The 13,968-nt window shown below is 73.6% G+C and carries 10 protein-coding genes; 3 read left to right on the top strand and 7 right to left on the bottom strand.

Annotated features, from left to right (window positions below; translation table 11 throughout):
- Positions 1 to 619 precede the first annotated feature (619 nt).
- From ACF061_RS29235 to ACF061_RS29220, 4 genes are all read right to left on the bottom strand, one after another.
- The gene (locus ACF061_RS29235) at positions 620 to 1,525 is read right to left on the bottom strand and encodes a S1 family peptidase (protein ID WP_392269986.1); all 906 of its coding nucleotides are present in this window, start codon (positions 1,523 to 1,525) and stop codon (positions 620 to 622) included.
- 261 nt (positions 1,526 to 1,786) lie between these two features.
- Positions 1,787 to 2,566, bottom strand: coding sequence for a DUF1684 domain-containing protein (locus ACF061_RS29230; protein WP_392269985.1), 780 nt, complete (start codon positions 2,564 to 2,566; stop codon positions 1,787 to 1,789).
- Between the two features lie 643 nt (positions 2,567 to 3,209).
- The gene (locus ACF061_RS29225; RefSeq protein WP_392269984.1) at positions 3,210 to 4,967 is read right to left on the bottom strand and encodes an FAD/NAD(P)-binding protein; all 1,758 of its coding nucleotides are present in this window, start codon (positions 4,965 to 4,967) and stop codon (positions 3,210 to 3,212) included.
- Positions 4,964 to 5,821 carry an amino acid ABC transporter permease gene (locus ACF061_RS29220; protein ID WP_392269983.1) on the bottom strand — a complete coding sequence of 286 codons (858 nt, stop codon included), beginning with the start codon at positions 5,819 to 5,821 and terminating at the stop codon, positions 4,964 to 4,966. The genes ACF061_RS29225 and ACF061_RS29220 overlap by 4 nt, the downstream gene beginning before the upstream one ends.
- A 536-nt stretch (positions 5,822 to 6,357) precedes the next feature.
- Here ACF061_RS29220 and ACF061_RS29215 point away from each other — a divergent pair.
- The gene (locus tag ACF061_RS29215; RefSeq protein WP_392269982.1) at positions 6,358 to 7,305 is read left to right on the top strand and encodes an ABC transporter substrate-binding protein; all 948 of its coding nucleotides are present in this window, start codon (positions 6,358 to 6,360) and stop codon (positions 7,303 to 7,305) included.
- A 158-nt stretch (positions 7,306 to 7,463) separates the two neighbouring features.
- Here ACF061_RS29215 and ACF061_RS29210 read toward each other — a convergent pair whose 3' ends face one another.
- Entirely contained in the window at positions 7,464 to 8,678 is a 1,215-nt protein-coding gene (locus tag ACF061_RS29210; RefSeq protein WP_392269981.1) for a DUF5685 family protein, read from the bottom strand.
- A 300-nt stretch (positions 8,679 to 8,978) separates the two neighbouring features.
- On the opposite strand from ACF061_RS29210, the gene ACF061_RS29205 reads away from it, so the two are divergent.
- Positions 8,979 to 9,416: a cell division protein SepF gene (locus ACF061_RS29205; RefSeq protein ID WP_392269980.1), complete on the top strand. Its 438-nt coding sequence runs from the start codon at positions 8,979 to 8,981 to the stop codon at positions 9,414 to 9,416.
- Between the two features lie 36 nt (positions 9,417 to 9,452).
- On the opposite strand, the gene ACF061_RS29200 is transcribed toward ACF061_RS29205, so the two are convergent.
- Together ACF061_RS29200 and ACF061_RS29195 are read right to left on the bottom strand one after the other, a co-directional pair.
- On the bottom strand, positions 9,453 to 10,649 hold the full coding sequence (locus ACF061_RS29200) for an acyl-CoA dehydrogenase family protein (protein ID WP_392269979.1): 1,197 nt from the start codon (positions 10,647 to 10,649) through the stop codon (positions 9,453 to 9,455).
- A 146-nt stretch (positions 10,650 to 10,795) separates the two neighbouring features.
- The gene (locus ACF061_RS29195; RefSeq protein WP_392269978.1) at positions 10,796 to 12,403 is read right to left on the bottom strand and encodes an MFS transporter; all 1,608 of its coding nucleotides are present in this window, start codon (positions 12,401 to 12,403) and stop codon (positions 10,796 to 10,798) included.
- Positions 12,404 to 12,662: 259 nt separating this feature from the next.
- Here ACF061_RS29195 and ACF061_RS29190 point away from each other — a divergent pair, with 259 nt between their 5' ends.
- Positions 12,663 to 13,916 carry a hypothetical protein gene (locus tag ACF061_RS29190; protein WP_392269977.1) on the top strand — a complete coding sequence of 418 codons (1,254 nt, stop codon included), beginning with the start codon at positions 12,663 to 12,665 and terminating at the stop codon, positions 13,914 to 13,916.
- The last annotated feature ends 52 nt before the right edge of the window (positions 13,917 to 13,968 follow it).

Here is a 13,968-nt window from a genome sequence, read left to right as displayed (position 1 = left end):
ACCCCACGGTCCACGCCGCTCGTCACCGGCGCGGACCCGCAGCCCACCGGAACCTCTCCGCGCACGGGCACGCCGCCGGACGCGGAGCGCCCACCGGAACCTCCCGGGGCACGGGCGCGCCCCCGGACGCGGACCCAGGGGGACCCTTCGCCCGCGCTTCCACCGGCGCCTCCACCGGTCCGGGCACCGGCCGGAGCGCGTGAGACCCACCGCCCCTGCGCTCCGCCGCGCGAGGGCGTGGCCCCCACCGAGGGTCGTGGGGAGCTCGCGGGCCGGAAGGCGGACGAACCGCGCCCACCGTTTCCGGGCCCCGCAGGGAAGCACCCGAGGCCGAGTCCCGGACGCGTGTACGTCGACGGGCCCACGTCTCCGCCGCGTTGCCCGTCCGAGGCCGCACCGCCCGCGCCCGCGCCGCACACATCACGGGCGGGTCACCGACACGCGTCGGCGTGAGGTCCCGCCGGTCTTGGTCTCCCCCCGGCGGACAGGGGCGCCGCTCGTGCGCGACCGGCGCGCGGGCAGGGGCGAGCCCCCGTACGCCGGTCGCGTACGGGGGCTCGCCTGCCGCCGGCTGCGAGGTACCAGGGCCGTGCGCACGGCCGCGATCAGGGGGGACGCGTCAGTAGACGTGGACCCCGTAGGCGCTCAGCGCCTCCGTGACCGGCTGGAAGAAGGTCGTGCCGCCGGAGGTGCAGTCGCCGCTGCCGCCCGAGGTCAGTCCGTAGGCGACACCGCCGTTGGAGTACAGCGGACCGCCGGAGTCGCCGGGCTCGGCGCAGACCGTGGTCTGGATGAGGCCGGAGACGACCTCGCCGTTGCCGTAGTTGACCGTCGCGTTGAGCGCGGTGACCCGGCCGCTGTGGATGCCGGTGGTGGAACCGCGGCGGTAGACGGTGGTGCCGACCGAGGGGGTGGCCGCGCTCGTGATGTCCACGCTGCCCACCGCGCCGGACTTGGTCACCGAGCTGTTGGTGTAGCGCACGAGGCCGTAGTCGTTGCCGGGGAAGGAGGAACCGGCGGTGGTGCCGAGGGTGGTCGAGTGCGAGGAGTTCGACCACCAGGTGCCGGCCCCGTCGGTGCAGTGACCGGCGGTCAGGAAGTAGTAGTTGCCGCTGGAGTCCTGGACGTTGAAGCCCAGCGAGCAGCGCCAGCTACTCGCATAGATGGCGTCGCCGCCGGAGATCAGCTTGTTGAACTTCCCCGGGGCGTGCTTGATGGTCAGGGCACCGGAGCTGGTACCCGCCTGCTGCTTGATCCGGGCGATCTGGGCCTGGGAGACCCTGCTGTCGACGGTGACGACGACCCGGTTGTTCCTGCTGTCGACGGCCCAGGCGGTGCCCGGGATGTCGGCCTTCATCACCGAGTCGCTCGCCTTGGTGAGTTGGGCGGCGCTGAAGGTGCCGGTGTCGGACGCGTTCGCGCTGGGGACCGCGAACGCGGCGGCGGCCACGAGCCCGGAGGCGATGGCGATCAGCCGGGCCTGTCTCGTGATGCCGCTGCGGGGGGCAGTGCGCTTGATCCTCACTTTTCGTTCCTCCACAAAGGAAGTCGGGGGCCCGCGTGGGGTCGGGGCCCGTGAGGCGCAGCCAGGGTACGGAGATCCGTTTCCGGACACCGCGTGCCCCTGACAAGCGCTGTGGGGGAGTATTCGGCCGACCGACCGGTCGGCGCAAGGGTGCCTTTCGGCCGTGCGACTGTGTGCGTTTGAAGTGGACTGTGTGCGATCAGGGTGAGTTGACGGGCCGTCAGCACCGGCCCGGCGGGCCGCCCGCACCCGGATCCCGTCTCAGAGCAGAGCGCGTTCCCCCGCCGGTATCGCGAGGTCGAGGGTGTTGCCCGGCGGCGGGAAGGGGCAGATGAAGTGGTCGGCGAAGGCGCACGGCGGCAGCACCGCGCGGTTGAAGTCGACGGTGGCGCGCCCCTCGGCGTCCGGGGCGCCGGAGTACAGGAACCGGAAGCGGAAGCTGCCGTGCCCACTGGTGGCGTCGGCGAACACCGCCCACAGCGCGCCGTCCGGCTGCCGGGCGACCTGTAGCGTCGACTCCTGCCCGGCCAGTGTGAACGTCAGTTCGCCGGCCAGCCCGAGGCCGCGTTCCCGGCCGTCCGCGTTCGGCACCCGTACGGTCCGCTCCTCCGCGTACGGCGTGAAGCGGCCCGGCACGGTCCAGCGCGGGTCGTGGCCGGTGGCGGCGATGCCGCGGAACGCCCGGCGCGCCGCCGCGTCGGGGTCGTACTCCCGTACGCCCCACGCTCCTTCGCGGACCAGCACGGCCAGTCGGCGTTCGCCCAGCGCGACCCGGGCGTCGGCCACCGGTCCGGTGTCGGCCTCGAGCCGCACCCGGCCGGCGAAGGACCGGCCGTCGACGGTGAGTCCGTCCGAGGCGGCGGCGGTGAGCACGACCGCGTCGCCGTCGGCCGTCCAGGTCCCGGGGATGTCCGGAATTCGACCCTCCGGATAGTCCTCGAGCCAGTACGTACCGGTCAGCGCGAGCGGGCCGTAGGGCGCCGACACCGTCTCGGTGCGGCGCTCGTGCCACTGCTTCCACTGGTCGGATGCGTCCGTCATGTGATCAACCCTTCCATGTGTGGCCGGGCGGCCAAACCGAGGTGCGGGCGCGGAACCGCGCCCTGGTGCCGGGCACGGAACGCGCCGGGCTCCGGGGCGGCGGCGCCACGCGGTCCATGAAGTCGTCCGGTCCGCCCGGACGAGGTGCGGGGCGCGACCGAGGCGCCGGCGGAGTTCCGCCGTACGCACCCGGCGGGTTCGACGTCGGCCTTCCCGAAGCCGCATGGCGGCCGCGAGGGCCCACGGCCTCCGGTCCGGGTGAGGCCGACGGCGCGGCGGACTCCCGGCCCCGGTCCCGATCCCCCGCCCGGACGTCGGCCGGACGGCCCTGCGGCGGGCGCGGCGCGGCGGCCCCGTCCGCCCGACGGACGGTCATGCCGGCCCCCGGGCGTCGCGACGGGGCGTACGCCGCCTGTCGCGGCAGCAGTGCTGCGACCGGAAAGGTTCACCGGCTCGCGACGCCCGGCGCTCCCCCAGCCTTCGGCCGGGGGTACCCCCACTCCGCGTTGTCGCCTCACCCGAGCACATCCGGTACGCGGACGATGCTCCGCCTCGCGATGCTCCCCCACTGCCTGAACGGCGTGGGAGGTGCCCCGGCACCGGAAGGCCGCGAGCTTCCCGGCGAACCTTCCCGGTCACAGCGCTAGGCGGCCCTCGCCCGTGGGGCGAGCGTCCGCAGGAAGGCCAGCGCGGCCCGGGCGGTGGCGTCGTTCTGCCGGAACGCCGGGCCGCCGGTGCGCGGCCGGGTGAACGCGCCGGGCGTACGGCCGTCGGTGAACGGTCCGAGCGCGAACCGCCGGGGATGCGGCCGGCCGGCGCCGTCCAGGACCCGGCAGTCGGCGGGGTCCACGCGCAGCAGCCCGTCGGGGGTCTCGGCGGCCCCGTCGGCGTGCAGTGCGCGCAGCAGCGGATCCCGGGCGCGGCGGACGGTGGGCTCGGGCAGCCGTGCCTCGACCAGCGCCCGCGCCTCGGTCCGGAAGCCGGGCACGGTGGCGCTCGACGCCCGGAACACCCCGTCCTCGGCGGTGACGGTCATGTCGGCGCCGACGAACTTCAGCACGCCCGCGCGGGACAGTGCGAGCATCTGCCGCAGCCGGGGGCCGGGCGGACCGGAGGCGAGGAAGCTGAAGAAGCCGTGCCACCAGGGGCCGATGTCGCCGAGCCGGACCAACTGCCCGTAGACCGACAGCAGTCCGAGGAAGACGGCCAGGTCGGGGCTGTGCGCCGGGTCGTGCCGGCGGCGCAGATCGGCCTCGATACGGCCGCGCAGCGCCTCCTGGAAGTCCTCGTGCGTGCTGTGGCGCAGGCCGGCCAGCGGGCGGTCGAGGGCGGCGAGGTCGAGCCGGTCGGCGGGGTCGGGCACGGCCGCGGCGGCCAGGGCCGCCCGGCCCGGGGCGTCGGCGCTCGCGTAGATCTCCTCGAAACCGGCCCAGGACATGGCGGTCCGCTCGGGATGGGCGGTGAACAGCCGGTGGTAGTGGGCGAATCCCAGCTCCTTCTCGACCAGCGGCCACACATCGCGCCGGAAGTCGGGGCCGCCCGGCCGCGCCAGCAGCGCGTCGGTCTCGGCGGGGCCGAGGAAGCGGGGCAGCGGCGGGCGCTCGCCGGTGAGGTCGTAGCCGATCTTGGAGTGGTACGGCACTCCGCGCCGTGAGCCGACGTGCAGCACCGGCTCCTGCCCGGAGGGGAGGTAGGTGTCCCCGTCGTAGCGGCCGCCGCGGCCCTCGGTCAGCAGCACCATCAGGTCCACGAAGGCCAGCCCGAAGCCGCGGACGAGGACGGGTTCGCCGGGCCGCAGGACGGACAGGTCGGTGTCGGCGGTGTAGTCGGGCGGCAGGTGGACCAGGCCGTGGGTGCGGGCGTGGGCGGTCAGCTCCGCCTGTTCCCGGTCGGGCCGGGCGTCGAGGTGACCGAGGGCGAGCACCACCAGGTCGGCGGAGAGCGGGTGCGCCCGGCCCTCCAGCCACACCTGCTGGCGGCCCCGGCGCGGGCCTTCGACGCGCAGGGCGCGCCGCGGGTGGTGGTGCACGGTGATGTCGCCCGGCAGCGAGGCCACGGCCTGGTCGTACACCCAGCGCAGGTAGGAGCCCTGGACGCGGCGGTCGACGAAGGTACTGCCCGCCAGGTCCGCCCACTGGTGCAGGGTGGGGCCCTCGCGCACCGGCCCGGCCATGTCCACGGTGTCGTCGGTGAACATGGTGACGTCCTCGGCGTGGGAGTTCATCCACAGCAGCGGCGACTGCGCCGCGCGCCAGATCCGGCCGCCGCCCGGCGGGTGCGGGTCGACGAGGTGGATGTCGAGACCCGAACCGGCGTACAGCTCGGGCGCGTTGGCGGCGATGCGTTCGATCAGGCCGGTCCCCCGCGGCCCGGCCCCGACGATGACGAGCGCGGGCCTCACCGGGAGCGCTCCGAGCCGCGCGCGTAGTGCCGTTCCAGGTAGTACTGGCCGACGCTCAGCACCGAGGTGACGACGGTGTACCAGAGGGTGGCGACCATCAGCAGCGGGATGACCTGGTAGGTCCGGTGGTAGACGAGCTGCGTCGAGTACAGCAGGTCCTGGACGGCGATGACGCTGACGATGGAGGTGCCCTTGAGGGTGCCGATCAGCATGTTCCCGGCGGGCGGCACGATGGAGCGCATCGCCTGCGGCAGCACGATCCGCCGCCAGCGCCGCCACCGGCTCAGGCCGAGCGCCTGCGCGGCCTCGATCTGGCCGCGGTCGACGGAGAGGACGCCGCCGCGCACCACCTCGGCGGCGTACGCGGCCTCGTGCAGGGTGAGGCCGACGACGGCGACGGTGACCGGGCCGAACAGGTCGACCGTCCGCACGCCGAGGATGCTCGGGTACAGCGCCCCGATGTTGAACCACAGCAGCAGCTGCACCAGGATCGGGATCGACCGGAACAGCCAGACGTACCCCCAGCCGACGGCGCGGAGAACGGGGTTGGCGGACAGCCGGAACACCGCGAGCACGGTGCCCAGGACGAAGCCGAGCGTCATCACCACGGCGGTCAGCCAGAGGGTGAGCCACAGTCCGCGCAGGACCGAGGCCGAGGTGAAGTAGTCGGCGACGACGTCCCATTGGAACGCCCGGTTGCGGACGACGGAGGTCAGCGCGAGGCCGAGCAGTGCGAGGACGGCGACGGCGGCCGCCCACTGGCCGAGCCGGCGCTGCGGCACGATCCGCGGGGGGTCCGCCCGTCCGGGGATCCGCGGGGCGGCGGTCTTGACGAGCGTGGTGTCAAAGGACATGCGAGGGCTCCGTGATGCGTCGGGTGGACACGGACGGTGCCTTCACACACGAAGCGCGCGTCTCGCCTGCGCTGTCGCACGGCGCGCGGACGGCCGAGCCCCTCAGCAGGGCCGTTCGCACGAGAGTACGGGCCCGTTTCCCCTCGCTGTCAAGGCCGTCCACCATGTGAGCCGTAAGTCTCGGGTCGGTTGACGTGCCATCGGATGCCTGTTCCACTTGGCCCATGCATCCGCAGCAGTCGCTGGTCACGCGCTCCCACATCGACTTCGGTCGCGTGTGGTCCTCCTCCTGTTGAGCCGACCCACTGCGCGCCCCCGTGAACACGGGCGTCCCTAGGACCCCAGTCGTCGGATTCCCGTCTGCCCCGCGACGCCTGGCACGCGTTCTCGCCGCGGGGCCGCCCTTCGGGCGACGACGGAAATCCGACGACAGACCCTGACGTTCCCGCCGTTTCGCGTTGCTCTCCCCGCCTTCACACGCGTCCCCTCCCCTCGCGCTGCCCTGACACCCCTTTCCCACGCAGGAGTCCGCCCCCATGCGTATGCCCACGCCTGCCCGCCGCCGGCATTTCCTCTCGTTCGCCCTGATCAGTTCGGTGGCGCTGCTGCTCACCTCGTGCGGCTCCGGGCCGGACGAGCCGTCGGCCGGGGGCGCCGGCGCCGCGGCCGCCCGGATCCCGACCACGGACGTCGTCTCCGGCGTCCACGAGGACCCGGCGGCGGCGAGGCTGCTGCCGGCCGGGGTGCGGAGCCTGACCATCGCCTACAGCGTCGGCGGCACTCCGCCGGGCACCACCTACCTCGGCGACGGCAAGACCCTCGTCGGCCAGGACGTGGACTTCGCCGAGGCCGTCGCCAAGGTGCTCGGCATCCGCCTGGACACGCAGGAGGCCGGCTTCGAGGCGATCCTGCCCGCCCTCGGCAGCGGCAAGTACGACCTCGGCGCGGGCAACTTCGGGGTGACCGACGAACGGCGCAGGACGATCGACTTCGTCACGTACATCAACGACGGCCAGGGCTTCGCCGCCCGCAAGGACAGCGAACTCGGCAAGGTCACCGAGCTGAGGCAGTTGTGCGGCCTGAACATCGCGACCGGCGCGGGTACGACGTTCGAGGCCACGCTGGAGAAGAGCCGGCACGTCTGCGCCGACGCGGGCGAGAAGGCGTACAAGGTGCAGACCTACGCCGAGTCCGGGGCGCTGTGGTCGTCGCTGCAGCAGGGCCGCAGCGACGTGGTGATGTCCACCATCAACGGGCTGCGGTACGCCGTCGCCCAGCAGCCGGGGCTGAAGTTCCTCAACGAGTTCCACCGCCTCGACGTCGGTTTCGCCTTCAAGAAGGGCACGAAGCTGGCGCCGGCCTTCCGGGCCGCGGTGAACCGGCTGATCGCCGACGGGACGTACCGGAAGATCCTCGACAAGTGGGGCACGACCGGCTCGGCGATCAAGGAGTCGCGGATCTCGCCGCCGGAGCTGAAGGGCTGACAGCCGGCGGGCTCCGGACGACAGCCACCGCCGGAGCCCGCCGTCACCATCACGACCGTCAGACCCCGCGGTCACCGTCAGACCCGGCAGCACCATCACGACCGACAGCCACCGTCAGACCCCGCGGTCACCGTGACGACAAACGGCCGCCGCCGGCGTCAGCAGTCGCAGCACGAGCAGCATTCACAGCACTCGCAGCACTGGCACGCCTCGCAGCACGAGCAGTCCCAGTCGCGGCACCAGCCACCGCGCTTCTTCCGCGACCACGGACCCTCGAACTCCTCGGCGCAGCACGCCTTGCAGGTGCAGCAGAGCCCGACGGCCGCCGCGCACCCGGCCCAGAATCCGCGCTTCCCCGGCCGCGGCGGCTCACCGCCGAAGGGGTTGCCGCCCTGGTAAGGGCCGCCGGGAGTGTGCGGGTGCGGCGGGCTCTGCGGCGCGTACGGCCCCTGCGGCGGCCCGAAGGCGTCCTGCGGGGCGTGCGGGTGCTGCGCGGCGTGCCCGCAGGACCCGGTGCCGAAGGCGCGGTCCACGGAGCGCGGGAGTTCGTGGGCGAGCAGCAGATGGGCGAGCCGGCCGTCGGTGAACTCGGCCTCGCGCAGGGCGAGCCGGATGCCGTGCACGGCGTCGTCGGCGAGCCGGCGGGCCTCGGCGAGCGGGGTCCCGGTCGCGGTGAGCGGATTCCAGGCGCCCGAGGCGGCGTCGGCCGCGCGGTCCTCCACCGCGTCCAGGAGGTGCGCGAGCCGTCCGAACAGGCGCCCGGCCTCGGCGAGCGGTTCGGCGTTGGCGGGCCGGCCGGCGAGGACCGCGGTGTGCGCGAAGGCGGCGGCGGTCGCGGTCTCGGTCGGCTCGGTGACGGTCAGGATCGGTGTGCCGGGTCCGGCCAGCGTCTCGATGCCGACCTGCCGGTCCACGGCGTCGACGAGGACGGCGGTGTCGAATCCGACGTCGGCTCCGGTACGGGCGCCCGCACGCCCCCAGCGGTCGGCGACCCGGCGCGCGGCGAGCGCCACCGGCCGGCGGGCCAGCAGCCCGTCGCCGTCGGTGACGTGGTCGCGCACCTTGGCCGAGGCCAGCACCAGCGAGACGGCCGCCGCCAGCCGGGCGCCCTCACCCTGTGCGACGGACGCGGTGCGCATTCCGCGCAGCGGGCAGGGTCCGGCCGTGCGCCGCCCACCGCCCTTGCCACCGCCCTTTTCGGCCTGAGCCTCCGTCAGGACCGATATGAGGAGACCGTCGTAGTTCGTCACGACCCGGGCGAACTGTCCGTGGTCACCGCGCAGCGCCAGGCACAGCCCGCACAGATGCGCCATCCACTGGGCCTTGAGGCCGTCCCCCAGCCGGTGAGCACATGGTCTGACGATTCCGAACACGACGTTCCCCCGTGGTGTGTACGACGTTGAGCTGCCGCATCGTATCGGCCACTTCGTTCACCCGTACGCACCACTGGTCACCCATGTGCCATCGCGCCGCATGGACAATCATATTTCACTCACAGTCAGCAGCCGCGTAGAACATGACCCTTGGGGCACAAGGCTCTCGACGGATCGGGCTGTGCACCAGTACCGTCACAAACCCCCCGCGCGGCGTCTATCCACTTGGCGCACCGTCCGCATCATGGATGACCATAGGGATGCGGAAAGCACGAAAGACCGCTGTGAGAGGAGGCGTCCATGGGATCGGTACGCAAGGCGAGTGCGTGGCTCGGCCTCGTCGACGACAACGAAGACGAGCGCTACTACGACGACGACTACTCCGAGGGGGCCGAGTCCCAGGACGCCTGGGTCACGGACCCGCGGGTGAAGGTGGCCACGGACACGGCCGAGGAAAAGGGCCGCCGGATCGGCACGGTGACGCCGGACAGCTTCCGCGACGCGCGCGCCATCGGCGAGCTGTTCCGGGACGGCGTGCCCGTCATCATGAACCTCACGGCCATGGAGGCGGCCGACGCCAAGCGCGTGGTCGACTTCGCGGCCGGGCTCGTCTTCGGCCTGCGCGGCTCCATCGACCGCGTCTCCACCCGCGTCTTCCTGCTCTCCCCCGCCGACACCGAGATCATCAGCGGCGACCCGGGGGCGCACCGTTCGGACGGTTTCTTCAACCAGAGCTGAGGCAGGGCCGCGCGCCGGCCCTGCCCCGTCCGGGGCTCACCGGAAGGCGTCGAGACCGGTGAGCGCCTTGCCCAGCACGAGCTGGTGCATCTCGACCGTGCCCTCGTAGGTGAGCACCGACTCGAGGTTGGTCGCGTGCCGCATCACGGGGTATTCGAGGGAGATCCCGTTGGCGCCGAGGATCGTCCGCGCCGTGCGGCAGATGCCGATCGCCTCCCGTACGTTGTTGAGCTTGCCGAAACTGACCTGCTCCGGACGGAGCCGGCCGGCGTCCATGCGCCGCCCGAGGTGGTGGGCGAGCAGGATCCCCTTGTGCAGTTCGACCGCCATGTCGGCGAGTTTTGCCTGGGTGAGCTGGAAGCCGCCGATGGGTCTGCCGAACTGCTCACGCGACTTCGCGTAGTCGACGGCCGCCTCGAAGCAGGAGCGGGCCGCGCCCATCGCGCCCCAGACGATGCCGTAGCGGGCGTGGGACAGACAGCTCAGCGGTCCGCGCAGCCCACTCGCCCCGGGCAGTACTGCGTCGGCGGGCAGCCGTACGTCGTCGAGGACGAGCTCGCTGGTGACGGAGGCGCGCAGGGACCACTTGTGCTTGATCTCGGGGGCGGAGAAGCCAGGGGTGCCGGCGGGGACCACGAAGCCGCGGATGCCGTCCTCGGTCCGGGCCCACACGACGGCGACCCCGGCCACCGACCCGTTGGTGATCCACATCTTGCGCCCGTTGAGCACCCAGTCGCCGCCGTCGCGCTTGGCGTGGGTGCGCATGGAGGCGGGGTCGGAGCCGTGGTCCGGCTCGGTGAGCCCGAAGCAGCCGATCACCTCGCCGGCCGCCATGCGCGGCAGCCACTGCCGCTTCTGCTCCTCGGAGCCGAAGCGGTGGAGGGCGTACATGGCGAGGGAGCCCTGCACCGAGACCAGGGACCGGATCCCGGAGTCGGCGGCCTCCAGCTCCAGGCAGGCGAGCCCGTACTGGACGGCGCTGGCGCCGGCGCAGCCGTATCCGCTGAGCGACATCCCGAGCGCGCCGATCGACCCCAGCTCGCGGGCGAGCTCCCGGACGACCGGCAGCTCGCCGCTCTCGTACCACTCGGCGACCCGCGGCAGCACCCGGTCGGCGGCCCAGCTCCGCACGGTGTCGCGGACGGCGAGGTCCTCCGGCTCCAGCAGGTCGTCGATCCCGAGGGGGTCGGCGGGGTCGAACGGGGGCAGCGACGATTTCGACGACGCCGGCATGGGCACCTCCGACTAGGGAAACTAGCACCGCTAGTTAAGCGACTCGGGCCCGACGTTACGACGCCACGTGGCCCTCGTCCAGGGTCTTCCCCAGGACGCGCCCCAGCACCGGCGCGGGCGGTTCACGGACGGGAGAAGGGCGGAGGTCACGCGGACACGCGGGACCTGTCCGCCTCCCGCTGCGCGGGCAGCTCCACCCCGCCGTCGCCGGCGTCGCACTGCATCACCCGCGGCAGGCGGCAGGCCGCCACCGCGCCCAGCAGCAACAGCCCCGCGCTCACCAGCAACGTCACGTGCAGCCCGTGCACGAAGGAGTCCCGGGCCGCGTGCCGCAGCGCGTCCCCCCTCGCCCCGCCGAGCCGCCCGGCGACCTCGTAGGCCTCCCCCAGCGAGTGCGCCGCCGCCCCCGAGGCCGCCGCCGGCACCCCCGGCACCCGCGTCAGCCCCGGCGCGTACGCCGCGTTCATCACCGTTCCCAGCAGCGCGATGCCCATCCCCGCGCCCAGTTGGTACGACGTCTCGCCGATGGCGGCGGCGCCGCCCGCCCGGGCAGCCGGCGCCTCGCTCAGCATCGACTCGTACGCCCCGAACAGCGTCGTCTCCAGCCCGAAGCCGAGCAGCACGAACCCGGACAGCAGCAGCCCGGCGTCGTCCTCGCCGCCCATCGCGGTCAGCACCAGCACCGCGACGGCGGTCACGCAGAAGCCGGCGCTCACCATCCGCCGCGGTCCGAACCGCCGCAGCATCCGGGCCCCGAGCAGCCCGGCCGCCATCGCGGCGAAGGTCAGCGGCAGCAGCCGCAGTCCGGTCCGCAGCGGTGACAGCCCGAGCACCAGTTGCAGGTACTGCGCCGCGATCAGCTCCAGACCGACCAGCGCCAGCATCGCCAGCACGATGCAGCCCACCGCCGTGCTGAACGCGGGCCGGGCGAACATCCCGAGGTCCACCAGCGGATGCGTCCTGCGCCGCTGCCGGCGCACGAACGCCACCAGCAGCACCGCGCCCGCCACCAGCGGCCCCAGGGTCAGCACGCTCAGCACGGGCTCCCCGGCGCCGAGCCGCTTCACGCCCAGCACCGCGCCGAAGAGGCCGACCGCCGCCATGACGGCGCCGACCACGTCCCAGGGCCCGTCCCGCTCGCCGGTCGACTCCGGCAGCAGCAGCCGGCCCACCGGCAGGCTGACCAGCATCAGCGGGATGTTGACGAGGAAGACCGACCCCCACCAGAAGTGTTCGAGGAGGAAGCCGCCGAGCAGCGGCCCGATGGCCGCGCCCACCGCGGCGACCGCGCTCCAGACGCCGATCGCCAGCGCGCGCTCGCGCCGGTCCGGGAAGACCTCCCGCAGGATCGACAGCGTGGCCGGCATGATCATGGCGCCGCCGACGCCGAGCAGCGCCCGGGCGAGGATCAGCGTCTGGGGATTCGGTGCGAAGGCCGCCACGGCTGAGGCGATGCCGAAGATGCCGTAGCCCAGCAGCAGGATCCGTCTGCGGCCCACCCGGTCGCCCAGCGTGCCGAACAGGATCAGCAACGAGGCGCAGACCAGCGGGTAGATGTCGACGATCCAGAGCAGCTCGACGGCGCCGGGCCTGAGGTCCTCGGTGACGGCGGGCACCGCCACGTGCAGCACGGTCGCGTCCACCGCGACCAGCAGCAGGCTGACGCAGAGCACGACCAGGACGACCCAGCGGCCCGCACCGTCCCCGGTCGCCCGACGGCGCGGCCGGGCCGGGGCCGTGGTCGTCCCGGACATGTGCGTACCTCCCAGATGAACCCTCGCGTTCGGCGGGCCCGCGGGGCGGGGACTCCCCCACGGCTCGGCCGGGAAGAAGCGGTGCCCCGGCCCGCGCAACGGTGTGCGAGTGACACGTCAGCGTACGCGAGTCCGCCCGGGTGACACGTGGCCCACCTCTCACACCCTGCGGGCAACCGTGTGGCGTACGCCACTCGCCCGCCCGGTGAACGGGCCCCGGCGGACCGCCCGGTTCCGGGCCCGGACGATAATCGAGCCCGTGACCGATCTTGTGACACGTGCGGCCCCGGCCCGGCAGTCGGCCCTGCGCCGGGCCGCCCCGGCGCTCCTCGGGTACGCGGCCGTGCGCGCCCTGGGACTGGTCGCCCTGGCCGTCTGGAGCGCCGCGCGCGGCAAGAGCGCCCACACCCTGCTGACCGCCCGCTGGGACTCCCTCTGGTACGCCAGGGTCGCCGACGGCGGTTACGGCTACGAGGTGCGGCTCGCGAACGGCGACGTCCACTCCGACCTCGCCTTCTTCCCACTGCTGCCCGGGCTGGAGCGGCTGCTCGCCGCCGTCGCCCCGCTGTCCTTGGCCGACGCCGGCCTCGTGGTGAGCCTGCTCGCCTCGCTCGCGGCGGCCTGGGGGATCTTCGCGGTCGCCGATCACGTGTACGGCCGCGGGGCGCGGGACGTGGAGCGCGGCCTCGGAAGGGCGGCGGAGGGAGAACGGCGGGCGGGGATCTGCGCCGTGCTGCTGTGGGCGGTGCTGCCGGTCGGGATCGTGCAGTCGATGGCGTACAGCGAGTCGCTGTTCACCGCGCTCGCCGCCTGGTCGCTCTACTGCGTGCTCACCGGCCGCTGGGTGGCCGCCGGCTCCCTGGCCCTGCTGGCGGGACTGACCCGGCCGGTCGGGCTCGCGGTGGTCGCCGCGGTGTGGACGGCGGCCGTCATCTCGTTCGTGCGCAACCGGAGCGCGACCGGACCGCACGGCGCACGGGCCACTTCGCACGCCCCTGCCGACGGCCCCCGCTCCCCCGGCCGCCCGGCCCTCGGAATGCTGCTCGCCCCGCTCGGCGCCGCCGGTTACGTCCTGTGGGTCGGCCACCGCACCGGAACGGGCCCCTTCGGCTATCTCGACGTGCAGGCCGGCTGGCGCAACGGCTTCGACGGCGGATACGCCTTCGCCCGCTTCGTCGCCGACAAGCTCACCTCGTTCCCCTCCGCCCTGGCCGGGCTCGGCCTGATCGCCGGGGTGGCTCTGGTGATCTGGCTGTACGTCGCCGGGGCGCGGCAGGGGCAGCCGCTGCCGCTGCTGGTGTACTCGGGCGTGGTCACCGCGCTGGCGCTGTGCGCGTCGAGCTACTTCGGCTCCAAGCCGCGCCTGCTGCTGCCGGCCTTCCCCCTGCTGTTCCCGCTCGCCGTGGCCCTCGCCCGGGCCCGCGTCCCCCGGTCGGCCGCGGTGGTGGGCGCCGTCGCGCTCGCCTCGGCGCTGTACGGGGCTTTCTGGCTGAACGGCTCCGGTCCGCCGTGATCGGCTTCTTCATCGGAGGCGACGGGCGGAACAAGATCGTTTCCGGGCGGGG

Origin of the sequence: Streptomyces sp. NPDC015220 (genome assembly GCF_043079345.1) — a bacterium.
Lineage (GTDB): Bacteria > Actinomycetota > Actinomycetes > Streptomycetales > Streptomycetaceae > Streptomyces.
Note: the sequence above shows the minus strand (reverse complement) of the source record. Positions and strands in the feature narration are given on the sequence as shown.

Bases quoted from the DNA above. Each gene is read 5' to 3' on its own strand.
- ACF061_RS29195 (WP_392269978.1), bottom strand. From the start codon at position 12,403: ATGTCCGGGACGACCACGGCCCCGGCCCGGCCGCGCCGTCGGGCGACC.
- ACF061_RS29205 (WP_392269980.1), top strand. From the start codon at position 8,979: ATGGGATCGGTACGCAAGGCGAGTGCGTGGCTCGGCCTCGTCGACGAC.
- ACF061_RS29215 (WP_392269982.1), top strand. From the start codon at position 6,358: ATGCGTATGCCCACGCCTGCCCGCCGCCGGCATTTCCTCTCGTTCGCC.
- ACF061_RS29220 (WP_392269983.1), bottom strand. From the start codon at position 5,821: ATGTCCTTTGACACCACGCTCGTCAAGACCGCCGCCCCGCGGATCCCC.
- ACF061_RS29230 (WP_392269985.1), bottom strand. From the start codon at position 2,566: ATGACGGACGCATCCGACCAGTGGAAGCAGTGGCACGAGCGCCGCACC.
- ACF061_RS29200 (WP_392269979.1), bottom strand. From the start codon at position 10,649: ATGCCGGCGTCGTCGAAATCGTCGCTGCCCCCGTTCGACCCCGCCGAC.